The following is a 23,699-nucleotide window of genomic DNA, read 5'->3' as shown; positions in this document are numbered from 1 at the left end:
TCCCCTTGAATGGAATTTATAGTATGCTGATTAAAAGGGAGGAGAGGGATTTTATGGTTAAACAATTGATTGTTGGGGATACAACACAGGAATTGGCTTCTACTCGTCGCATGCTGGAACGCTTGCCCGACGAGCATATGACATGGAGGCCACATGAGAAATCAATGACACTAGGAGGTCTGGCCACGCACCTAATCAATCTGCTAAACTGGCAAATGGCTATTTTACAGTACTTAGACTTTGATCTTTCCACCGTTCCGTTACGACGAGAGGCATTAGAAAAGCGAGCTGACATTCTGGATGAGTTCGATACAAACGTAAGAAAACTGGAAATGATGCTTACTGAATGTGATGAGAAAACGCTCGGAGAGGAATGGACACTCCGTCACGGTGACCATATTATTCGCCAAGAGCCTCGAGCAATTGCGTTCCGCACCTTCGGATTAAGCCACATGGTCCATCATCGGGCGCAACTTGGGGTATACTTGCGACTTCTCGATATTCCAGTACCAGGCATCTACGGCCCCTCTGCAGACGAAGAAGCCTAGTAAACTACTTCCATGAATCGCTATTTAGAAAGGTATGAGGTGTTCGATTGACTAAGATAATGACGAAAACAGAACGATTAATTATTCGATTAATGGAAGAGGGAGATTACTCTTCTTGGCTTACGCAATATGAAAATCGTTTACCTTCCCAGCATAAATACGATGAAGGTAAATTAGATATGAGCATCTGTACGAAAGAATGGTTTCGTGATTTAGTTACTAAGCATCATCAGATGGCTGAGGATGATAAGGTGTATGTATTTGGAGTATTTAGAAAAACAGATAATACGCATATTGGTTTTGTAGACTTTTCCACAATTATGAGGGAAGAATTTCAATGGGCTAGGTTCGGGTATACCATTCATAACCATTTTTGGAGAAAAGGTTATGGTAAAGAGGCTGTAAAGGCAGCGATTGATCTAGCATTTGAAAAATTAAATTATCATCGAATAGAAGCTCATATAAACCTCGACAATACGGCATCTATAAAATTAGCAGAAAATGTTGGGATGCTTTATGAATGCACGAGGAAAGGATTCATATACGAGGACAACAAGTGGACTGATCAGCTGGTTTATTTTATAAATGCAGAAGACATTTAAAAGGGAGGAGCTGTATGTACGACATGGAGAACTCTTTAGAAGTGCAAAAGAAAGAGGATATAAAAATTTCAATAGTCATACCAGCCCATAATGAAGAAAAATACATTGGAAAATGCTTAGAATCTATTTTAAAGGCTTCCAAATCCTTTGAAAATCAAGTAGAGATTATTGTTGTTTTAAATCGCTGTACAGATAGAACAGAGGAAATTGCAAAATCGTATAATTGTATCCTACTAAAAAATAGCGATAAGAACCTTTCGAAGATTAGGAACGCTGGCGTTGATATAGCAAGAGGGGAAATCATCGTCACAATTGATGCCGATACACAGATGAACGAACATGTGTTATCGAAGGCAGTGGAGAACTTAATCACAGGTAAGTACATTGGCGGGGGCGTTACAGGAAAGTTTGAAAGAATGTCCTTAGGAATTTTTTTTTCAGCTTTGTTGTTAATCGGACCACTATTTTTAAAATATGGTGCAATTTCTGTAGGCATCTTTTGGTGCTACAAAAAAGATTTTCAAGCAATTAATGGATTTAATGAAAATATGCTCATGGCAGAAGATGCCGATTTTGCTAAACGATTAAAAGATTGGGGAAAAAAGAACGAAAAAAAATACGGAACAATTCAAAATGGAATGATCACTTCAAGCAGAAAATTTGATAAGCATGGAGACTGGGTTTTACTTAAACGTCCTAAAATGATCCTAGCATACCTTAAAGGTACAGATCAGAAACATGCGAATGAAGCATATTATGAAAATGAAGATAGATAAAAAGAAACCGTAACGTTAATCGAACAAGGATTAACGTTTTTTTGTTATCACACTAGCTGGAAAAAAGAAAAGAATTGAATAATTTTTTATAATAAATTATTCTTTATTACATCAATATTGATGATTCATTTTAGCGAAAGGATGGGGATTGATATAGCTGACGTCAATGTGTCAAACCCTAACAATCAGAATGATGAATAACTTTGAAGATTTAATAGAAAAAGAGTATTCCAATATAGCAGGCATCGCTATTAGAAAAGATAATCATTTAATTTACGAAAAATATTTTGATGAGTACACCCAAGATGATGCTTTGCATATAGCATCTGTCACTAAAAGTATCATCTCCATTCTTATTGGAATGGCAATTGATAAAGGATATATGAAAAATATAGAACAGCATGTGTTAGATTTTTTTCCAAATTATACAGTGAAACGTGGCGAAAAAACCATTCAAAACATCACCATAGCAAATTTGTTGTCAATGACTGCACCCTATAAATACAAGTCAGAGCCTTATACGAAAGTATATTCAAGTGATGACTGGGTAAAAGCTGCATTGGATTTGCTAGGAGGCAAAGGTAGTATTGGGGTGTTTAACTATTCTACCGTTGGCACACATATTTTATCAGGTGTTCTTACAACTGCCACTGGTCAATCTGTTCTTGATTTCGCTACAGAAAACTTGTTTAAACCTCTTTCAATCAAAGCTCCCACAAATACAACTATACAAAATAAAGAAGACTATTTCGCTTTTCTGAAGGATAAATATGTCACTGGCTGGATAGTAGATCCTAAGGAAGTAAATACCGCTGGTTGGGGACTTACGTTAACAACCCGAGATATGGCCAAAATAGGTCAGCTCTATTTAAATGGGGGTGTATGGAACGGTCGCCAAATTCTTTCTTCTCAATGGATAGAGGACAGCACTAAAGTACAAAGTCGATCAGGAAAGCGGTCCTATGGTTATTTGTGGTGGATACTTGATGATTGCTATGCAGCTTTGGGGGATGGTGGAAATGTAATATTCATAAATCCTCAAAAGAAGATGGTCATTTCGATTGCTTCGCGCTTTATGCCACGTGCCAAGGATCGTGTTGAATTGATTAGAAAACATATGATGCCATTGTTTGAATAACAGCTAGGGATAATAAGAAATTATGGTAAATACACTCCATTTTGATCATCATCAATCAAAATGGAGTTTTTATATTGAATAAAGGATATTAATGAATCAATTTTGTCAATCATCCTTAATGGGCATAAAAGCAAAATAACACAAGTGAATAATTACAAGCCATCCAAAACAGTTTTGGGGATCCGTTCAACTTTGTTCAAAATGACATTTTTAGCAGTAAAATCAATTAAATCATCGCTTTTTTGATCAAAATTTTTTTAAACTAACAAAAATACTTGCAACACCCATTTTAGTACTGTATAGTTCTAATTATGACAAAAGTAAAATTAATGAATCAAAAACGTGTGATTGAAGTAGCTGCAACATTATTTTTAGAAAAAGGATTTGCTTATACAAGCATGGATGAATTAGTTCGTGTAAGCAAAGTTTCAAAGTCTAATGTGTATTATCACTTCTCTAATAAGGAAGAATTGTTGGAAGGGGTCGTTGATTATTGGATTGAAATGTATCAATCTGCAATAGAGGACTTACTATCTCAAAACCAATTATTAGTTGAAGATCGTATCCAATTGTTTTTAAAGCAAATATCACAAGGAGTTCAGACCAGAGAATATAAGGGGAGCTGTCCATTTATTACGCTTTATATTCAAAGTCCTACAAATGCCACAAAAGTAAAAGAAAAAATAGGTCTTTTTTTTAAAGGCTTACAAACGAAAGTTTCTCTATTCCTTAAACAAGGGGTAGAGAATGGTGAATTTAGAAAGACAATAAATATTGACGAGGTTGCATCTCTTTTTATTACAAATCTTGAAGGAGCGCTATTTATTTCAGAAACACTGGAGGATGCAACTGTAATCATGAAAACAGCAGATCATTTGTTTAACTTGCTTCGATAAAAGAAGCATTTTTTTTACATCAAATTAGTACTACATAGTACTACTAGGAGGATTTTTATGAGAACAGTATTTTTAACGGGTGGAACAGGTTTTATTGGAAAGCAATTAGTGAAGGAATTAGCCAAAGAGGATGTGAACATTCTTCTTTTAGTGAGGTCGAAAAGTAAAGCAACACACATTTTTCAGGAAAGAGGCATCTTAAAAGAGGAAAATATGCACTTTATTGAAGGTGATTTAACGAAAATAGACTTAGGTCTAAGTGCTGAAGATAAGGAGTTGGTATTGAAAACAGATGTGATTATTCACGCAGGAGGCTCTATGGATATTCAAGCGACAAACAAAGAGGCAACTTCTGTATTTTTGAATGGCGCCAAACATATTAGTGAATTCGCTAAAAGTATTCATCAATTGAAGGGCTTACAGCAATTTATTCATGTTGTAGGTTACATGAGTCCCTTTGATGATAATAATAGTAAGGTTGCGATAGATGTATTTAAAGAAGGAAACAAATTTTTAAAAATAAAAAATCCATATGAGAAAACAAAATTTTTAGCTGATCTTTATATCCGTCAACAGGCATCAGCAGTAGGTTATCCGCTGTCTGTCATTAATCCGCCAACTGTGGTTGGTAGTAGTAAAACAGGGAGTACAGAGCAGATAGCAGGATTAGGTTTGCTTGTGACAAGTATGCGAAGAGGGCTCATGCCAGTGATTCCGGGAGGTAAGGGATATAGGTTGCCACTGATTTCAAACGATGAGTTTGCGAAGTTTATTGTGCAGGTTTTCAAATTGGAGCAGCCGGCTATTCAAACATATACACTTGTTGATGACAAAGAGAACGATCCGAACATTGCTGAATTATTAAGTGTTATGTCGGAAAGTATGAATATGAGGGCACCAAAAATCTCTGCTCCAATGCCGCTTATGAAAACAATAATGAAAAGTGGAGTAAGTAAAATAACAAACATTCCTTCTGATGGACTGAATTTTATCACAAAACGAACATTTTCAAATGGTTCGGTGAAAACCATGAGGGGTGGAGATTGGTTTAAGAAGATGAGTGTCATAAACTTTTTCCCTGCCGTAGTAGCTGATCTGGATTATCGATTGATGTATCAAAATGGTGAGCATCATCATTTATTTGAGCGAACATTATGCGATAACAATACCCTTTACCAATTACACGGAGAGGGAAAACCGTTTATTTTATTACATGGTTTATTGAGTGATGGGGAGGATTTATTTCCTTTAGCGCTAGAGCTTCATGAAAAAACGGGTCAACCTGTATGGATCTTGGATCTTCCAGGTTTGGGACGTTCTCCTTTTAAACGAGAGAAAAATCTTTTAAATATCTATTTGAATGTATTAAAACAGATATTGGAGAAAGCTACTAACGGCGCCCATCTAATTGGCCATTCATTTGGTGCGTATATTCTTTTGGAAGCATTAGTACAAAAGTACATAGATAAGAAGTATACAATTACTTTACTTCAGCCACCTATTACTAAAAAAAATGCTAAATCGATAAATGTTCCTCAATTTATGAACAAATGGACATTGAAATTGGCAACTACTAATTTGATAGAGCGATATTTATTAAGTAATGGTTTATTTGAAAATACAGAGAGCATCCCTGAACATTATATTGAAAAACTAAGTAAAAGTTTTACTTCTCCTAGAATTTTAAATACTACGGTTCAGCTTAACAGTTTTCTATCGAAAAACATTCAAGGTGATTTCAATGAAGTAACAAAGTATAATCTTCACATTATTTGGGGGGATTCTGATAGAGGCTACTCTGCTCCTAAGCATCTGGGTAAGGTTGATTTTGTTCCATATGGTCATCATTTTCCTCTTAACCATCCGAGTGAAACGGCTAATTTGGTCATAAAAAACAGTAATGAATTTGCAAAAGAAGATGAGATCTTGCTTCGGTAAAACTACTATTTAGTGTCCTTTCTACAGGTAGCAGTGAAAATTACTGATATATTACAGCCGAAAAAGTATACACCTAACCAGTTGTCAAAATTTATTTGACGACTGGTTATTTAGTATTATTCTTCAGAATTAAGGAATCAAGAAGAACGATTTAATAAAAGGAAACTCGATGCAGTATATTGTTTTATTTAAAGAAAATTCTTTTTTAGAGTATGGGGAAGACGAAAGGGACTACGAAATTATTCATATTCCAACAGAGACATTAAAAGAATTATTTGAAGATAATTCAAGATCTAATTGCATTTTTATAAAACGATTTAATAGATATCGAGGTGATTGAGGATTAATATCTTTTTCAATGAGCATTCGTAAATAATCGCCTATGTTCATTTGTCCTATTATTGGATATGGCAGCTGAAAACAACTTTTTTATTATATGAAATGGGGAAACTATTTTTTAAAGTAATACTATCTTAGGCACCAATGTATTAAGTTTTTTTAACATATATTAAACTTTCATTCAACAATCGGGCCAGATTGTAGAGTAACTTCAGGGCATAACTTCTAACTTCTAACTAATAAATATACTATGCACGTTATTCGTTAGAAGTTATAATACTCAATTTAATAGTAGGTTGTTCCATAAGCTCATCGAATCGGTACGAGTCATGCAATAAGATTAATTGGACTGGTTTGATATTGCCTCAAAATAGTCTAGAACTACCTTGCGGAATTCCAATGAAGCTTGCGTCATGTATCGACTTTTATGCCATAATAAAGCGATATCACGTACAATTTCATGATCCTCAACATGCAAATATTTAATCTTTTCCCATGATATTTTTGCTGTGCTTGGTATGAAGGCAAGTCCAATTTCAGCTTCTACAAGAGTGATCAAACGTGTAGGTTCATCGCCCTCATACACATATTTAAGGTCAATTCCAGCCGATTTGCATACAGCGTCTACTAAATCACGAGTGCCGTATCCTCTTTTCACACCGACAAAGCTTTCATCCTTAAGTTCTGTTAAACATACGCTACTTCGGTCTGCCAGCCGATGCCCATTAGGAACTGCAACAAGAATGGGATCAACAAAGACAACTTGACATTCGATGTCTTGCCCTTGAAAAGGAGAGGACGACAAGCAAAAATCGACTTCGCCTCGATGTAAAAGCGTGACCATTTCCAGTGTGGTCAGCATTTGCACATGAAATTGGATATTAGGACGTTTTTTACGAAACTCTCGCATAATCTGGGGCAAAGTGCTTGCTGTGGTTACCGCAAGCTTAAGTGTACCAGATTCTGCTCTGGACAAATCGCTAATCTCCTGCTTCCCCTGTTCCAACTCAAACAATGCCCTTTCCGCGCGACGAATGAATTTGTTGCCAAATTCATTTAATCGCAGTTTCCTGCCTGTGCGATCAAATAAAGGTACCCCTAAATCTTCTTCCAGACGCTGAATCGTTTTGCTTAGCGACGATTGCGTAACGTGGAGACTTCGGGCAGCTTCGGTTACATGCTCTAATCGAGCTACCTCAAGAAAATATTGTAGTTGAAGAAGTTCCATTTCTTTTTCTCTCCAATCATTCCTTTTGGTCAATGATATCATAACTTTAAATGCGTTGGAATGAATGTAAAATTTCAAGTAAGATATCAATGTAACAAATATAAAGGGGGGGTAAAATATGAATTCTCGTAGCAGGTGGTTAATGATATCCGTTGGACTAGGAATATTATTAAACCCTTTAAATTCATCAATGATTTCTGTTGCTATTGCTAGGTTGCAACATGTGTATAGCATTGATTTTACTACTGTTTCCTGGATTGTGTTTTCATTTTATATCGCTAGTGCTATCGCCCAACCTGTAATGGGGAAGGCTAGTGATTTATTCGGTCGGAGAAAGATATTTCTGGCTGGTCTTCTAGTATCCTTAGTTTCTTCTATTCTGGCTCCATTTTCTCCAGATTTCGGATGGCTTATAGTGTCCAGAATTGTACAATCAATCGGAACTAGTATGCTGATTGCAGTTGGAACAGCTATAGTACGCATTCATATTACAGAAAAGCAAGCAGATGCTTTAGCAGGTTTATCGATTTTCCTATCCGGTGCGGCAGCTATAGGACCTTTTGCTGGAGGAGTACTTATTCAATGGTGGGACTGGCCAGCGATCTTCATCGTCAATATCCCGTTTGTTGTGGCGAGCTTTATATTAGCTTGGAAAATGATTCCTAATGATGGATCGGCAACAATGGTTTCACGTGACATGTCGTTTCGAAAATTACTGGGTGTGATTGATGTGCCAGGAATTCTGCTCTTTACGGTGGGTCTGATTGTACTTCTAGTTGGCTTGCTGTCAGCGAAGTCATCTGGGCATTTCTCTATGTGGAATGTCGTTGTTGTGCTAATCGGGCTCGTTGCGTTGGGAATATTCGTACAACATGAGCTAAAAACAATGTCGCCATTTATTCCTTTACGCACCTTCGCCAAATATCCAGGGATGGCTTGGGTCAATATACAATACTTGCTAGTTAACTTACTTTATTATTCACTCTTTTTTGGGATTCCATCATACCTGCAAATGGTGCGTCATGTCAGTGGATTTCATACAGGGATTCTGATGTTAACCTTGGGCTTGAGCTCGATTGTAGCTTCGCCAATAGCAGGGAAATGGGTCGGTAAATCGGGACCAAGACCTGCATTGATTGTATCCTCATTACTGATGGTAGTGGGGGCAGTGTGGATTGTGACATGGACGCAAAGTTCACCAGTCATCAGTGTGTGCCTGGCGTTAGCCGCATTCGGTTTTAGCAACGGGCTAAACGCTGTTAGTATGCAGGCAGCTTTGTTTAAAAGCTCTCCAAAAGAAATTGCTGGTGTAGCATCTGGCCTATTTAATACATCGAGATACTTGGGAACAATTTTATCTTCACTGTTGACAGGTATCATTATGGGAAGTGCGTTCAACTTGACAGGATTCCGATTGCTGGGAGTTTTCCTAACGGTCATTGCATTGGTCTTAGTATTTATAAGTCTGCGATTCAGAGATTTTGAGCAATTGGATGAATCGCGTACAAGCAATTAAAACAAAAAATAAAAATAGGAGTTGAATGTGACAACTGTTAGTATTAAGGAATGGTCCTCATGAGATCAAGCTTGGAAGGAAATGCAAAAGGATAAACAACCCCAAGATGAGAAAGTCATCCAGAAGTTGAATGCGAGAGCGCAAACTTTCGCCGCGAATACCCTTGGAAATGCAGGTCAAAAACGGATGGAGCAAGTTATTCAATGGTTCAATGGTTCAATGGAATGAGGATTACGACAAAAGAATTGGTTCATACAGATGCAATAATAGAAGACCAATTGACTGTTAATTTGCTAGGTGAATTAATGTTGCACCAAGAGAGCTGGATTCTTTATTATTTGCCATCAATGACTATCTTGGAATAAAAGAGCAGTTGAAATGATGGTGGCTTTAGAGTTTACATTTTAAATCCATTTTGTCTCACTATTATTAGTATACTTTTCAATGAAACGTAACTTCCTATAATTTATATTATGTAAACTAAAATTATTTGGCGAGGAGGAGGGCCTTGATTCATCAACTGCCCATAATATCTGTACTTGTATATGCAAGAACTTTTAGACACTGCCACAAACCTACCTTCTTTGCACTAGGATTTTAAAGCATTTTGATTCTTTGGACAAGAACTTTTAGACATTTTATTTTTATGGACAGATGAAAACTCATTAAGTTTAAATTACTCTGTGTAAATGGTCACTTAAAGCAAATTAATAAGACACAAAAGTGTTGGTTTGGAATAGAGTTTGATTAAAAGTTTGTTGCAATCGTTGATTTTATAGTTGATTTTATAATAGAAGAAACCCACGCATTTTGAAAAAAGTTTGATCAAAATGCGTGGGTTTTATTTAAATGCGAAGTTATTTTTATCAAACTATATTATAAATAATCGAACTTTATTATAAATGCTCAATCTTTTTTACAAACTACAACTCTTTTTTCTTCCATCATTCATTAGGATATTAATTTATTTAGGAAATATTTTTTATCTCTTTACGAACAAATTCACATGTCCAATAACCTAAAAATGAATTTAAACTTCTGTATATTGTCCAATCTTTCTGAATTTCTCATAGCGATCTTTAATTAATTGTTCGCCATTTAGAGAATTTAATGCTTTTAGTGTGACGCTTATACATTCTTTTATATAAGATGCTTGCTTCACAACATTGCGGTGTGCTCCACCCGTTATTTCAGGGATTATTCCATCAATAACGTCAAGCTCTTTTAAGTCAGGTGCTGTTATCCGCATTGCTTCTGCAGCTTGCTTCCCTAGGCTACCATCTCGCCATAAGATCGATGCAGCCCCTTCAGGCGAGATAACCGAATACGTTGAGTTCTTTAACATAAAGACGCGATTAGCTACCCCTAATGCTATGGCACCACCACTTCCGCCTTCCCCTATAACAATACTAATAACTGGTACTGTTAGAATCGCCATTTCAGAGAGAGTTCTAGCAATGGCTTCACTTTGGCCGCGTTCCTCGGCTGCCTTACCCGGATAGGCTCCTTTTGTATCAATAAAACAAATAATTGGGCGCTTAAATTTCTCAGCTTGCTTCATTAAGCGTAATGCCTTACGATATCCTTCAGGGTGTGGCATACCAAAATTTCGTCGAATATTTTCTTTAGTTGATTTTCCGCGCTGATGTCCAACAATTGTTACGGGCTGTCCTTCAAAGAGAGCAATTCCTCCAAGAATAGCTGCATCATCACCAAATGCACGATCTCCATGTAACTCAATAAAGTTTTCACACATCGCTTCTATATATTGTAAAGTTGTTGGTCGTTCTGGATGTCTAGCAACCTGTACACGATCCCATGGCTTCATATTGACATAAATAGATTGTTCTAGCTGTGTTAGACGTGTTTCAAGCTTTTCGATTTCGCCTGTCATGTCTACATTTGCCTCTGTAGCAATCGTTTTTAATTCATCAATTTTTTCTCGTAATTGTACGACTGGTTCTTCAAAAGCTAAATTTTTAGACATGTTGCACACCGCCTTTTGTATGCATTTTTACAAGTATTGCTACTTGGTTTCGTAAATCCTTTCGATGGAAAATTGCATCAAGCTGACCATGCGCTAGTAAAAACTCTGACTTTTGGAAATCATTTGGTAATTTTTCTCTTAATGTTTCTTCGATTACACGGCGACCAGCAAAGCCAATTAATGCTTGCGGTTCTGCAATATTAATATCTCCAACAGAGGCAAAGCTTGCTGAAACGCCACCGTATGTAGGGTGCGTCATGATCGAAATAAATAATAGTCCTTCTTCACTATGACGTTTTAATGCCACACTCGTTTTTACCATTTGCATTAATGATAGAATACCTTCTTGCATGCGCGCTCCACCACTAGCAGTAAAAATAATAACCGGTACACGTAATTCAATAGCTTTTTCAACGGCACGTGTGATTTTTTCTCCTACAACGGAGCCCATTGAGCCCATACGGAAATGAGAATCCATAATGGCTACAACAATTTCTTCTCCATCAAGAGTACCTAACCCAGTCAGTACAGCTTCGCTTAATTCCGTTTGTTGTTTAGCCACTGAAATTTTTTCTACATAATCAGGGAAATTAAGTGGATTACTTGTTTGTAAATGATCATCCATTGAAACAAATGAACCTTCATCTAAGAGATATGCTACGCGCTCCTGTGCAGTCATTTTGAAATGATGGTCGCATTTTGTACACACTTTATGATTTTTTTCTAATTCCTTTGTTAACTGAATGTGACGGCATTCTGGACATTTTGTCATAAGTCCTTCTGGAAATCCCATTTCCTGTCTGTCCTCTTTCTTTTTACTAAATAAGCTACGTACTACCATGTTTTACTCCCCCTTTGTTGTCTAAATGCCTTGTTCAGCATTCATCCACTGTTGGTAAGCTTTTAATGCTTCTTTTTCATAGCCAAGCTGTATCGATTTCAACATAGTTTGAATGATTAATTTTTCTTCTTCTGTTGAGTTTCGATTTAAACGGTCACTGGCATAAACTGCTAACTGAAACCAAACTTTTAGTGAAAGACGATTTCCTGACGTGATGATTATTTCTCGTTAAACATCCCGACAATAAATCGTACTTTCTATCTCTAGCTTTACAAAAAAACTGCCCCACACTGGTAGTGTTCGCAGAGTCTCTGTACAACTTATAACGCGAATGGCTTCCTTATCATGAATTTGTCGCGTTAATTCGCATCCTTTTTTATTTTTCATCTTCTAATATAAACATCGACAATATTTCTACGAGCTGATGCTTTTGTAGAAGCTCGAAACGTCCTTCCACATGTCTCGTTTCAATAAGACCTAATAGCTCTAAACTTCGCAATGCCTCTCTCACAGAGGATCGCCCGACACCTAGACGTTCTGAAAGGACTCTTTCGGAAGGTGACTTTTCACCAGCCTGTATTTTTTCTATTTTAATAAGTTGTCGTAATTGTTGGACGATATCTAAAAACACTTTCTTTTGTTCGGTTTTTTTATCCATACGATCAACTCCTCGGTCAATCTATTCGCCTTGGAATAATTATTGCTGTCGCTTTCCTTTCGCGCATATAAACAATGCATCCAAAGGCTTCATCTTCATTCAGTAGGTGTTTGGATACCTACTAAAAAGAAACAAAATCCACCACCTTCAGATGATGGCGTCTCTTACTGAATGAATTCAAAAGTGGTCTGGCCACTTTTGAAGTTGGCTTTATCTTACAAAATAATTATTTGAAAGTAAAGAAAAAACTGCATAAAAATTTATGCAGTTTCTAAAATTCCCTTCAATTTCATATTCTTTTCGTCATTTGTGCATATTTTATTTTCACTTGAGGTCTACCAAAGCGCTTTTCAAGCGTTCTCTCAATGTAAAGCAATTCATCTTCTAGTAAAAGCTCCTGAACAAGAGGAAAAACTTGCGGGAATAAGGTTACAGAAACCGTTCCTTGCTGCTTTGTTGTTTATTAAAAATGAGTAATGATTAAATTCTAAAAAAGAGCTTTTGAAACAAGAAACTGCCCTTAGAAAGTTTGGAACTTTAAAGGACAGTTCTGATTTTTAAGTATTCTATTTAGATTTTTAATATCAATCAACAATTTTTAATTTTTAACTCCTCTATCCATCCATTTAAACAGCTATTATTTTCTTCTATTTGCACTCTTACCCAATTATTTTTTTCTTTCTATTACCTCAACTATTGTATTTTTAGAAATTTTTGTTTCTTGAATAGTCTAGATTGTCGGCTTTTCCCAAATCTTATATAACTTCCATTACTAATATCCCTAAATCATAAGGTAAATAATCTGATTTAGATTTACGATAATTTTTTTGTATTTCTTGAACTGTTGAATGTTCAGTTATACTAGATTGAATCTTATTAATTGTCTCAGTACTATAAGTGTTTAAAAACATCGAAAAAACCATTAACAAAACTTCATCTCCAATTACTGAAATAGTCTCCTTAGTAAAATCAGTTATTTCTTCAATATAAACAATACCTAATATTCCCTGAATATCAAGGCAGTTGAGTTTAGAAATTACTTTTTAATTCATTAAAGTCGATGGTGCTTCATAACTTTTTTATTTAGGTAGAAAGAACATCTGATAAAAATAAGTGCGAGTATTACGAATAATCCACCAATCCAGCTTAAATTTTCTATATTATTATATTGAATAATGATTCCTCCTAATGCAGAGCCTAGCATCATTCCCACATTCATTAAGGCGGTATTAAAACTGAGTACTGTTTCAGAGGATTGTGGTTTTAGTGAAATCAGATAAAACTGCTTTGCTGGTGTCGTTGTCCAAGTTGCTACTCCCCAAAAAGCTAGTGTGACAAATACACCCACTGCCCTATACTGTGTAAATGCTAGTACAAATAAAGAGATGATATGAACACATAAACTTAATGTTATTGTTCGATTAGGTCCCCATCTATCTACCGCATATCCTCCAAAGCGTGAGCCAATAAAAGCAAATGTGCCTAAAATAAATAATGCGATACTTGTCATTTCTATAGAAAAACCAGCAGTATGACTTAATAATGGAGCAATGTAGGCAAACACCATCGTATAACCTAAAATCCAAAAAATCGTTGTCATTAAACCAGTTAGGACTCGTTTATCATTCATTATTTGTAGCTGTTGTGTAAATGGCAGCGGTTGGTTTCCTTTTATAGTTGGTAATAATTTATAAAGACCTATCATTAAAAAAACTGTACCAAGCACAATGATCAAGAAAATATAGTGCCAATCAAAATGTCCAGCTAAAAATGTTCCAATAGGCACTCCAAGTACTAATGAAACAGTGAAACCTGTAATGACTGTTGCCATTGCACTACCTCTTTTTTCTGGAACTGCAATTTGAGCGGCATAATTGGTGGCAACAACAATATACAGCCCTCCACTCATTGCCATAATGACTCGGGATAACATAAGAATGACGAAATTATAACTGAAAAATGCAACTAGATTTCCTAGAATAAATATAGAGATGGCACTTAAAAGCACTTTTTTACGGTCAAATTTAGACGTTAGCATGACCAATACCAATGCTCCAATAGCATAAGATAAAGAATAAATCGTAATCAACTGGCCAGCTATTGAAATTGAAACATCTAATTCAAAAGAAATCAGTTCTAAAATTCCAGAAACAACAAACTCTGCTGTTCCTGTTACAAAAGCTCCTAAAGCTAAAAGTATGATGATTAGTTGATTTATATTATTTTTCAATTTGTACATCTCCTTATATTTGAACTGCTGTTTTTATTTTAAGTTCCATGTTAACATAAGTAAAATTGATGTTTTTGATAAGGGAGATGAGTAATTACTCATGACTATTGTGCGCTACGAAATCATTGCAAAAGTAGTCGAGCTAGGAAGCTTTACAGAAACTGCTGAAACATTAAATATGACTCAATCTGCCGTGAGCCATGCAGTTGCGAGTTTAGAATCTGAATGGGGAGTTTCTTTATTAATTCGTGATCGAAAAAAAGGAATAACACTTACAGAAATGGGACAAAAAATTCTGCCGCATATCAGAGAAATCTTGAAAAGAGTGGAAGTCATTAATCAAGAAATTGCACTTATGACAAGCTTGGAAACAGGTATAATTCGTATCGGCACTTTTGCAAGTGCTTCTTCCTGCCTATTGCCTAAATTACTTGCAAAATTCCGGAAAAAGCATCCTAAAATAGAATTTAAATTTTATGAAGGAACCTATGAGGAAATTACGGAATGGTTGAGTTCAGGCATTATTGACATTGGATTTGTAGTAAAAGGAAAATCAAGCTCAAATTACGATTTGGTTCCTTTGATTAAAGACAAGATGGTAGTCGCTTATCACTCTGCTCATCATTTCCGTTCTAAAGAAATTGTAGAAATGAATGATTTAATGGATGAATCCTTTATTATGCCAACAGGGATGTACCAATCACATGTTGAGGAATTATTTGCAGAAGCGCAAATTAAACCATCTATTCTTTTTGAAGTACACGACTGTACAACCATCGCTAATATGGTACAGGAAGGACTTGGCGTTACGATAGGTCCAGAATTATACTTAAAAACACAGCAAAACATAAAAATCAGCAAACTAAATATTGAAAACAGCCGTGAAGTAGCACTTGCCTGTCATTCTATTGTAAATGCTTCTCCTGCAGTTAAGGAATTTCTCCATGTGGCAAAAAATGTTTTTAAGTGAACATTTGGAGCGATTACGTTTCAAAATAGAACTTCCTTTATTCATGTAACTCATGATAAAAGGAAAAAAAGGAATTTTTTTATGTATAGCCTTTTAGATTTATTAAAAACACCTAAAAAGTGTAGTGGAACGTCCCAAAGCGCCGTTTTGGAACCTTTCATAAAAAAATGTTTTTCAATAATTGGGCCCTTTTCATGAAGAAAGACGCTTTCCTTTTTTCAGAAAAGCGCCCGATTGTTCAATAAGTACATACTTTATTCAGAAAGGCTGAGTCATTTGCTGCATTGGTTGTGCCATTTGTTGTAGAGGATGCATCATTTGTTGCGTGTTCTGTAAATTTAATTTGTTCGATATATTTTTTGTGAATTGCTGAAGATTTCCACTTTGCAACCTCTTGTTATACCCAAGATAGCAGCTCCAATTACACCCCATGTAAGAAATTTCATTATTAAAAACCCTTTTTCCGTCCCCCATAGTTCATAGCGATTACCATTCAAGCCAGTTTTCTATGTTTGTTCATTACATATCTTCGAGGAATACTCTTTAATTTAACCCGTTATAAAAAGCACATGTTGTTCCCTCTTTGCTGTGATTTAAATAATATTCGTTTAATTTGGTTGTTTCTCTCGATATGAATTCTTTACCCGTTCAATTTGATCAAGGTGGTCGCGAACATGTTGTACGCGAAATTCAAGTAATTGCTTAAATGTGAACCGTTCCTGATCTATGTAAATCCCCACTCGCCTGCTTTGTTCACTCGTTAGATTGTCCAAAATAGGCTGCATACTAGTACGTAACAATTTGAAAAGATGCAAATACTGTTCACGGTCCAATAAATCATAACTCAAGGTATTCGCCCATGCATCTTGGTCAAATGAGACCAGTATTGGCTCATCCTCTGCCAATACTTTTTTTAGCCTAGGTGTGGCTGAAATCTCGGAATCCGTTACATGTATGAGAATTTGATGAATGCTCCATTTGTTTGGTGCGGGTTTGTATCGAAGCTCCTCCTCTGTTAATCCTTCGATGGCATCCCAAATCATTGTGTATCCTAAGCTGTACTCCTTTATTAAATCCTCCAATTCAGTATCTCCTTTCTCAAGTAACGCTTTTTAAAATTTTAATAAATATATATTCTTTTTTATTGGGTAAGAATCCTTGAATTTTACGAAAATTTATTAAACTAACCTGCTCCGTTAGTATAAAGCGACTGTTCTATTGAACAATCGTACACTTTAACGTAATAACTAAAATATGTCTAAGATCGCTTATAGCTAGTTGAACTATCGCTACTGTTAGTTTAACTAGACGAGCACAACCCTTTATTGAGCTTTTGCATATAAGTACTTCCACCTGCTACCATTACTTTTGTTTTAACATCATAAATTGCATAATTACCTCTAAATTCTTTTTCAGTGTCTTTAAAGGAATAAAAGAAATAAACTTGCCTATCGGGGCTAATAGTACTTAATATCAATATCAGGATAGGTACGAAGAATATTTCCATCGAAAGTTATATAATTTAAACTTTCTACCTAATTAAACAATAATTTCTTTCTTACATTTACAGATGCATCAGGTATTTCTTTAAAAAGAACAGTATCCAAATACCTTTGCTGTTGCTTTGGCTTCAGCTTATATCTTTGATTAACATCCTGATGAATAGGATATTTTAGGTCTCTTAATGCCTGGTAAAATTCATCTACAGTTTCATTAATAACTTTTTCCTTATTTGCGGGATGTAATTATTCATTTTTATCTGAAGGTGTAGTTTGTGAAAAAACAGGACTTACTAATAACATAGAAAAACTGAACAAAATATAAACACAATCAAACTAATTAAGAATGGATTTTTCATTTAGATTACTCCTTTTTAGAAGTAACCCCTAGATATTCATTAGCTATCCTGCTCTGTTAGTTTAAGTAAGAAACTTCATAATCTTATTCTATGATTTCAACAATAATATCCAATTTTATTGAAAACGTTCATCAACAATCTGGCCCGCTTGTTGAACAAAAAACTCCCGCATATCAACACAGGATTTTTAATCGAACTTTGTTTTAAATGATCAATCTTTTTTATAAAACTACAATGGCTACCCATGAATTTACTTTATTCTAATTTGTGAATCTTGCACACGTAACTTTATTTCGAAGTTACATTCTTCTTTCCATTAAAACTGTATCATGCCATATCCCATTTAATTGAGCAATTTTTTCTCTTGTACCAACAATTCGAAAGCCCATCTTTTTATGTAATTGGATACTTGATGAATTGATAGCAAAGATGGATGATTGGAGTGTCCAAAACCCTACATTTTCACTCTCTTCAATTAGTATTTTAAGTAGCTTTGAGGCAATACCCATGCCTTTACGATCACTTGATATATAAACACTAACTTCTCCCACTCCAGAATAAACGGCGCGTGTAGAGACGGGCGAAATACCAATCCAACCAACTACTCTATTGTTTTCTTCTGCTACAAAACGCAAGGTCGCATGGTGTCTTTCATCCCATACCTGTTCACTTGGCACTATTGTTTCAAAAGTTGCCATTCCTGTTTCGATTCCCTCTTTATAAATCTTTAATACCTCTTGTAAATCCTTCTTTTCCATTTTACGAATAATAAGTTTGTCCATCCCATTTCCCCCTTGGTATTTTAAAAGGACTGCTAGCTTGCGCTAACAGTCAAATTTTTAACAACATGTATTGGATTGATTGACAAGATTAACACTACATACGCCTGTTTCTGGTAATTCTAATTCCACACGTTTCGACGCTTCTTCATCTCCTGATAAATAGGCTGTTATAGAACGAACTTGTTCATAACCTGTGGCCATTAAGAATGTAGGTGCACGTCCATAACTTTTTGCACCGACAATATAGAAGTCCTTTTCTGGTTGTCGTAGTATTTCTTCTCCATGCGCCCTTACTGTGCCACAACTATGCTCATTAGGATCAATTAAGGGCGCTAATGCTTGCACACTTTCTGTAGCTGTATCGATAGATAAACGCAATTCATTGTTCATGGTAAAATCAGGTCGATTTCCTGCATTAACAATAAGTTCATCGAATCCTGTAAGTACTTTTTGTTCTCCATTTCTAGTACCTACAATATGGATATTCTCTTCTTTTTTCACTTGTGAAATATAGAAAGGTGTTACTACCTCAATCTTTCCTGTATCTACTAACTCATGGATGCGAATACCCAGTGCGCCACGTGCTGCCAACGCATCTTTTTCCTCACCGCCATAGGCCTCTTCTACAGATTTTTTACGCATAATCCACACAAGCTTTGTTGCAGGATTATCTTTTTGTAATTCAGCCAAAGCTAATAAGGTATTGATCGCTGAATGACCACCACCAATGACAGCAACCTTCTTATTTGCATATCTCTTAGGGTTCGTATTTATATCTGGAATACCATACTCAATGTGATCTGCTAATGCTTTTTCATTTTGCAGCCATACACCTGTAGAATTTGCTGGGTTTGGATTTCCCCATGTTCCTGTTGCATCAATAACTGCTTTCGCCTCAATAATATCGATATCATCCTCTTTTTCAACATATATATTAAAGGACTGATTGAATCGATTTTTTGATTTCATTTTATCATTTAATTGTCTTGATATACCTACTACTTTTGAGTTCAATCGGATATTTGGTTTTATTTGTGTTAACTCTGCTAAAGGTTTTAAATAAAGATCTATTAATTCATGCCCCGTAGGTATTGTTTCTAAGTTAGGTTCTATCCAATCAGACCCCTCTAATAATGATTTAGTAGCTTTATTGATGTTATAACGCCATGGTGAAAATAATGTAACATGCCCCCATGTACGAATATTGTGTGCTATTTCATGCCCAGCCTCAAGTAAAATAAATGCTTGCTTTTGCTCCACTAAATGAGCAGCTGCAGCTAATCCAATTGGACCTGCACCAATTATGACAATCGGTAAATTCTTATTGGAATTATTAACAGTCTCTTGGACTTCAATAGCGTTAGTAGTACAACAAGATCCATTTTGGTTGATTATTTTAAGTGTTTTCATCATTAATTTCTCCTCTATTTTCTCTATATAAGCATTCCCTTATATAAAATATATTTTTTACGCCTAGCAGTTAGCTAGACGTTGTAAACTTTGTAATTAAAAAATTTCAATTTCACACATTGTTTTATCAATTTCTTTTATGGCTTTTTCAAATTGCAAACATGTCGAAGTGCCGTAACGATCCATATCTCCTTTAAAGAAGAAATCAAAAGCGAACTCTTTAGCCTGTTTCAAAGTGTAGTCTCTACTATTCATAATTAACTTTAAATAGGCGATAAAATAATCTTTTGTTAATACGCTAGCATGATTTACTGTCATTTTTAATCCTCCATTCAACAGATTGAATAATTGCTAACAGAAGTATTACAGCTGCTCAGCTACAAATTGCTCAATCCGTTTTCCAATTGCATCACGTACAGTTTGGAATACAATCCATTTTTCTTCATCTGTACCTGTCGCTTTCGCAGGATCTTCAAATCCCCAATGCTCCCGACGAACGTGAGAAGGTGTCATCGGGCATTTATCTGCTGCATCCCCACATAACGTGACAACTAACGTTGCACTGTTTAATGTCTCAGTATCAATTACATCTGATGTATGATTCGAAATATCGATGCCTACCTCGGCCATCGCTTTTATAGCATTCGGGTTTACACCATGTGCTTCAATACCCGCACTTTTAACTGTCCAATTGGTAGGTAGTAATTTCTTTGCCCATCCTTCAGCCATCTGACTACGGCATGAGTTCCCTGTACATAGGAAATAAAGTGTATTTGTCATAGTAATTGCTCCTTATAATTTAATGGTTTTAAAGTATTTTTTCTGCCAACGTAGGGCAACCCATACAAGTCCTATGAGAACAGGTACTTCTACAAGTGGACCAATAACAGCAGCAAATGCCACGCCACTATGCAGGCCAAACACACCCACTGCAACCGCAATCGCTAGCTCAAAATTGTTACTTGCAGCTGTAAAAGAAAGAGCTGCTGTGATAGGATAAGATGCCCCAACTTTACGGGAAGAGAAGAATGACACAACAAACATGATCACAAAGTAAATAAATAATGGAATAGCAATTCGCACTACATCGAATGGTAGTTCAACTAATTGCTCACCTTTTAAGGCAAACATCATCACAATCGTGAACAGCAGTGCAATTAGAGTCAGTGGTGAAATCTTCGGTAAGAACTTTTCCTCATACCACTGTTTCCCTTTTGCTTTAATCCCTATCCATCGTGTAAGGAACCCTGCAGCAAACGGGATACCTAAGTATATAAGTACGCTCTTAGTAATCTCCCACATAGAAATGGATACATGGAAATTCTCTAAACCAAACCAACCAGGTAATACATTTAAGAAAAAGTAAGCAAAAATTGAATAAGTCACGATTTGAAAGATGGAGTTAAACGCAACTAAACCAGCTACATATTCACGGTCTCCACGTGCTAAATCGTTCCATACAATCACCATTGCAATACAACGAGCTAAACCAATCATAATCAGTCCAGCCATATACTCTGGATAATCGTGCAGGAAGATGATGGCTAAAAAGAACATTAAGAACGGTCCGAGTAACCAGTTTTGAAAAAGAGAAAGTAAAAGCACTTTCCAATCCTTAAACACACGCCACATTTCTTCATACTTTACTTTCGCTAATGGTGGGTACATCATGACAATTAACCCGGTAGCAATCGGTATGGATGTTGTGCCAATAGACATGGCCTCTAATGCTTCTCCAATATTAGGCATTGTTAAACTTAATAAAACACCTATTCCCATAGCAACAAATATCCATAAGGTAAGGTAACGATCTAGAAAAGAAAGCTGCTTGGTTAAAGAATCATTACTCATTTATATTTCCCCCTACATGGCAACAATCTGTGCCACAGTTGCAACCCTTTAAAGGCTGAATTTGTTCTAAGATGCCCTTCATCAATGGCGTTTGATCCTCTACTAAACGGTAATGTTTCCAAGTCCCTACTTTTCGTTCCGTAATAATGCCTGCCTCCTTTAACTTTCGTAAATGTTGACTAACAGCTGGTTGCGATATTCCGAGAACATCTACAAAATCACATACACATACCTCCCCATTCTTCATGCATGCAAGTAATTTAATGCGGTTTAAATCTGCAGCTGCTTTTAGTTGTTTTTCAATTAGTGTATTTTCCATTTATCTGCACTCCTTATATAATTATTTGCTTATATATTATTTTAAATAAAATCACCTCGTTAAAGAAAGGTGAATTAATTCGTATATAACTATATTCTTATGTTATGATTTAATGTTTTGAATTGCAACAGATTTTTACCCGATTTGAATATTTTTTTATGTAGCTTTGAATTTAGTTTGATCGAAAATATCTTACGAACCAGCATTTTTATAGACAAAAGAGATATTTATTGACTGGTTCTACAAAAAAAGACCAACTTTTTGTTGGTCTTCATCTACGAATTAGTCGTAGTGGGCTAATTGCTATTCTAAAAAATAAAAACAAATTATCTTCTATTTACTCAAAAGGGAACTCTGTGAAATAGCTAAGTGTAATGATCTGTTTCATTACTTGAACTACTTCTGGGTGCTGCTCAATAAATGCACCCTTGAATTGTTCGAGATAGATATCGTCACTATCATCTTTTAAGACTTTCAAAGTATCTCTTTCAATCATTAAGAACGGATAAGTACGATATGGCTTTTTCATTTCTACATAAGTTTGATGGTCAATCCCTTCAAACGAATTATTAGTTGTCTGAATAACAAAAAACTCACCTTGTATTCCATAGTTTGTTTCTAAATATTCTTGTATTGGTTGATTCAGATCATCTTTAGAGAAACATCCACTAAGAATTAGGATTGATGTACTTGCTAAGATAACTTGAATCAATCTTTTAATACTCTTCATTTCCTAAACTCCATTTCCTAAATTTTGATAATATTATAACATTTTCCGTTAAACTAAGCTGCCACGTTGGCATAAGTACATTTCTTCACAATCTTAACGAAACAATTAAGAAAGTCACTCCATAATCTGGCCCTTTCCATGAAGAAAGACGCTTTCCTTATTTCAGAAAAGCGCCCGTTTGTTTAAAAAGAATGAAGGTAAAGGTTAAATTTGGAAACTCAGGAATTAAGAAAAGCTTTTACAGCCGCTAAGAATTCTTGTAAATTAGCATCATGCACAAAGTGTCCAGCATCCTCTACCGTTACAAAATTGCAATTTGGAATAAGCTCAGAAACCTCCTGCAATTTGTTTTGAGGAACATGACTGGTACTCCCACCACCTATAATAAGAGTCGGCATGTTTATGTCAGTAAGACGTGTCCACCATTCGGGATTGGGCTCATTAAGTTGCCCTAGAATCGAAGGTACAACCTGCCAATCAAATGAGAGGGGTTCAGATGGTTTGGAAGGAATTACAAACGGCCTATCAGGAACTGGAGGAGGAGGAGTGTCTTCAACAATCAACCGTTCTATCCTTGAAGGAAATGTTTCCGAAAAAATATATGATACTGTTCCCCCCATGGAATGACCTATTAGCGTAAACCTTTCTAAATTCATTGCATTCGCAAAATGAAGCAAGTCATCGCACATTCGTTCAAAAGTATATGAACTAGTTCTTGCACTACCACCATGACCCCGTTGATCTAAAGCTAAAAATCGATATTTTTCTCCTAATACAGTAGCTACTTGATCCCATGATTCAGCACTTTTTCCCAGTGCGTGAAGTGCAACCACCGGTGGTGCAGAAGGTTCCCCACTCTCACGATATTGAAAAGTGAGCCCATTCAATTCAATTTGATTCACCCGTATTTCCATCTCTGATCATCTCCTAGGGGGGTTCGTCATTTGAAACCCGATTTATTTAATGTCCCATATCTATATAATATTTCAGCGAATGTGTGAATATTTCCTTCTTAAACTCTTTCTCTCTTTAGCCATAATATTCATTGCTCTATCTTCAACAATCTGGCCCTATAATTGAAT

Annotated in this window: 21 protein-coding genes and 2 pseudogenes; 9 read left to right on the top strand and 14 right to left on the bottom strand. The window is 35.8% G+C overall.

Translation table 11 applies throughout. The features are described 5' to 3' along the window. The first annotated feature begins 53 nt into the window (after window positions 1–53). The 6 genes from EW028_RS05610 (at window position 54) to EW028_RS05585 (ending at window position 5,898) form a co-directional block, all read left to right on the top strand. Window positions 54–548, top strand: coding sequence for a DinB family protein (locus EW028_RS05610; RefSeq protein ID WP_048392745.1), 495 nt, complete (start codon window positions 54–56; stop codon window positions 546–548). 47 nt (window positions 549–595) lie between these two features. Further along, complete coding sequence (locus tag EW028_RS05605; protein ID WP_016991743.1) at window positions 596–1,150, top strand: GNAT family N-acetyltransferase; 555 nt, start codon at window positions 596–598, stop codon at window positions 1,148–1,150. A 14-nt stretch (window positions 1,151–1,164) separates the two neighbouring features. Beyond that, entirely contained in the window at window positions 1,165–1,926 is a 762-nt protein-coding gene (locus EW028_RS05600) for a glycosyltransferase (protein WP_131520203.1), read from the top strand. Between the two features lie 193 nt (window positions 1,927–2,119). Further along, complete coding sequence (locus tag EW028_RS05595; protein ID WP_227744870.1) at window positions 2,120–3,064, top strand: serine hydrolase domain-containing protein; 945 nt, start codon at window positions 2,120–2,122, stop codon at window positions 3,062–3,064. Window positions 3,065–3,393: 329 nt separating this feature from the next. Beyond that, complete coding sequence (locus tag EW028_RS05590; protein WP_131520400.1) at window positions 3,394–3,960, top strand: TetR/AcrR family transcriptional regulator; 567 nt, start codon at window positions 3,394–3,396, stop codon at window positions 3,958–3,960. Between the two features lie 57 nt (window positions 3,961–4,017). Beyond that, a complete protein-coding gene (locus EW028_RS05585) occupies window positions 4,018–5,898 on the top strand; it encodes an alpha/beta fold hydrolase (protein ID WP_131520201.1) in 1,881 nt (626 codons plus the stop codon). Window positions 5,899–6,577: 679 nt separating this feature from the next. On the opposite strand, the gene EW028_RS05580 is transcribed toward EW028_RS05585, so the two are convergent. Beyond that, the gene (locus EW028_RS05580) at window positions 6,578–7,465 is read right to left on the bottom strand and encodes a LysR family transcriptional regulator (protein ID WP_131520200.1); all 888 of its coding nucleotides are present in this window, start codon (window positions 7,463–7,465) and stop codon (window positions 6,578–6,580) included. A 118-nt stretch (window positions 7,466–7,583) separates the two neighbouring features. Between EW028_RS05580 and EW028_RS05575 the strand changes: the two genes are divergently transcribed. Together EW028_RS05575 and EW028_RS05570 are read left to right on the top strand one after the other, a co-directional pair. Continuing rightward, window positions 7,584–8,981, top strand: coding sequence for an MFS transporter (locus EW028_RS05575; RefSeq protein WP_131520199.1), 1,398 nt, complete (start codon window positions 7,584–7,586; stop codon window positions 8,979–8,981). A 203-nt stretch (window positions 8,982–9,184) separates the two neighbouring features. After that, complete coding sequence (locus tag EW028_RS05570) at window positions 9,185–9,346, top strand: hypothetical protein (protein ID WP_227744869.1); 162 nt, start codon at window positions 9,185–9,187, stop codon at window positions 9,344–9,346. Between the two features lie 665 nt (window positions 9,347–10,011). Here EW028_RS05570 and EW028_RS05565 read toward each other — a convergent pair. The 4 genes and pseudogenes from EW028_RS05565 to EW028_RS05550 form a co-directional block, all read right to left on the bottom strand. After that, window positions 10,012–10,968: an acetyl-CoA carboxylase carboxyltransferase subunit alpha gene (locus tag EW028_RS05565; protein ID WP_131520198.1), complete on the bottom strand. Its 957-nt coding sequence runs from the start codon at window positions 10,966–10,968 to the stop codon at window positions 10,012–10,014. Then, entirely contained in the window at window positions 10,961–11,809 is an 849-nt protein-coding gene (accD, locus tag EW028_RS05560; protein ID WP_131520197.1) for an acetyl-CoA carboxylase, carboxyltransferase subunit beta, read from the bottom strand. Before accD ends, EW028_RS05565 begins: the two co-directional genes overlap by 8 nt. 21 nt (window positions 11,810–11,830) lie before the next feature. After that, a pseudogene (locus tag EW028_RS05555) lies at window positions 11,831–12,467 on the bottom strand (FadR/GntR family transcriptional regulator). A 1,051-nt stretch (window positions 12,468–13,518) separates the two neighbouring features. Further along, the gene (locus EW028_RS05550; RefSeq protein WP_131520196.1) at window positions 13,519–14,706 is read right to left on the bottom strand and encodes an MFS transporter; all 1,188 of its coding nucleotides are present in this window, start codon (window positions 14,704–14,706) and stop codon (window positions 13,519–13,521) included. Window positions 14,707–14,797: 91 nt separating this feature from the next. On the opposite strand from EW028_RS05550, the gene EW028_RS05545 reads away from it, so the two are divergent. Further along, on the top strand, window positions 14,798–15,667 hold the full coding sequence (locus EW028_RS05545) for a LysR family transcriptional regulator (protein ID WP_131520195.1): 870 nt from the start codon (window positions 14,798–14,800) through the stop codon (window positions 15,665–15,667). Window positions 15,668–16,275: 608 nt separating this feature from the next. Here the strand turns inward: EW028_RS05545 and EW028_RS05535 are convergent. From EW028_RS05535 to EW028_RS05495, 9 genes and pseudogenes are all read right to left on the bottom strand, one after another. After that, complete coding sequence (locus tag EW028_RS05535; RefSeq protein WP_131520194.1) at window positions 16,276–16,749, bottom strand: DinB family protein; 474 nt, start codon at window positions 16,747–16,749, stop codon at window positions 16,276–16,278. A 1,075-nt stretch (window positions 16,750–17,824) separates the two neighbouring features. After that, window positions 17,825–18,307, bottom strand: a complete 483-nt coding sequence (locus tag EW028_RS05530; protein ID WP_131520193.1) for a GNAT family N-acetyltransferase — start codon at window positions 18,305–18,307, stop codon at window positions 17,825–17,827. A 57-nt stretch (window positions 18,308–18,364) separates the two neighbouring features. Further along, on the bottom strand, window positions 18,365–19,717 hold the full coding sequence (locus EW028_RS05525; RefSeq protein WP_131520192.1) for an NAD(P)-binding domain-containing protein: 1,353 nt from the start codon (window positions 19,715–19,717) through the stop codon (window positions 18,365–18,367). A gap of 96 nt (window positions 19,718–19,813) precedes the next feature. Continuing rightward, a complete protein-coding gene (locus EW028_RS05520; RefSeq protein WP_048395860.1) occupies window positions 19,814–20,035 on the bottom strand; it encodes a hypothetical protein in 222 nt (73 codons plus the stop codon). Window positions 20,036–20,080: 45 nt separating this feature from the next. Further along, window positions 20,081–20,497, bottom strand: coding sequence for an arsenate reductase (thioredoxin) (gene arsC, locus EW028_RS05515; RefSeq protein WP_131520191.1), 417 nt, complete (start codon window positions 20,495–20,497; stop codon window positions 20,081–20,083). 12 nt (window positions 20,498–20,509) lie between these two features. Then, window positions 20,510–21,568: an ACR3 family arsenite efflux transporter gene (arsB, locus tag EW028_RS05510; RefSeq protein ID WP_131520190.1), complete on the bottom strand. Its 1,059-nt coding sequence runs from the start codon at window positions 21,566–21,568 to the stop codon at window positions 20,510–20,512. Further along, on the bottom strand, window positions 21,561–21,887 hold the full coding sequence (locus EW028_RS05505) for an ArsR/SmtB family transcription factor (protein WP_048395856.1): 327 nt from the start codon (window positions 21,885–21,887) through the stop codon (window positions 21,561–21,563). The genes arsB and EW028_RS05505 overlap by 8 nt, the downstream gene beginning before the upstream one ends. 346 nt (window positions 21,888–22,233) lie before the next feature. Then, window positions 22,234–22,617 (bottom strand): annotated as a pseudogene (locus EW028_RS05500) (hypothetical protein); the annotation flags it as partial. A gap of 218 nt (window positions 22,618–22,835) precedes the next feature. Continuing rightward, window positions 22,836–23,531, bottom strand: coding sequence for an alpha/beta fold hydrolase (locus EW028_RS05495; RefSeq protein WP_131520189.1), 696 nt, complete (start codon window positions 23,529–23,531; stop codon window positions 22,836–22,838). Window positions 23,532–23,699: the final 168 nt, after the last annotated feature.

Source organism: Lysinibacillus sp. OL1, from assembly GCF_004332175.1.
In the GTDB taxonomy this organism is placed as follows: Bacteria; Bacillota; Bacilli; order Bacillales_A; family Planococcaceae; genus Lysinibacillus; species Lysinibacillus capsici.
This window is presented reverse-complemented; position numbering and strand designations above follow the sequence as displayed.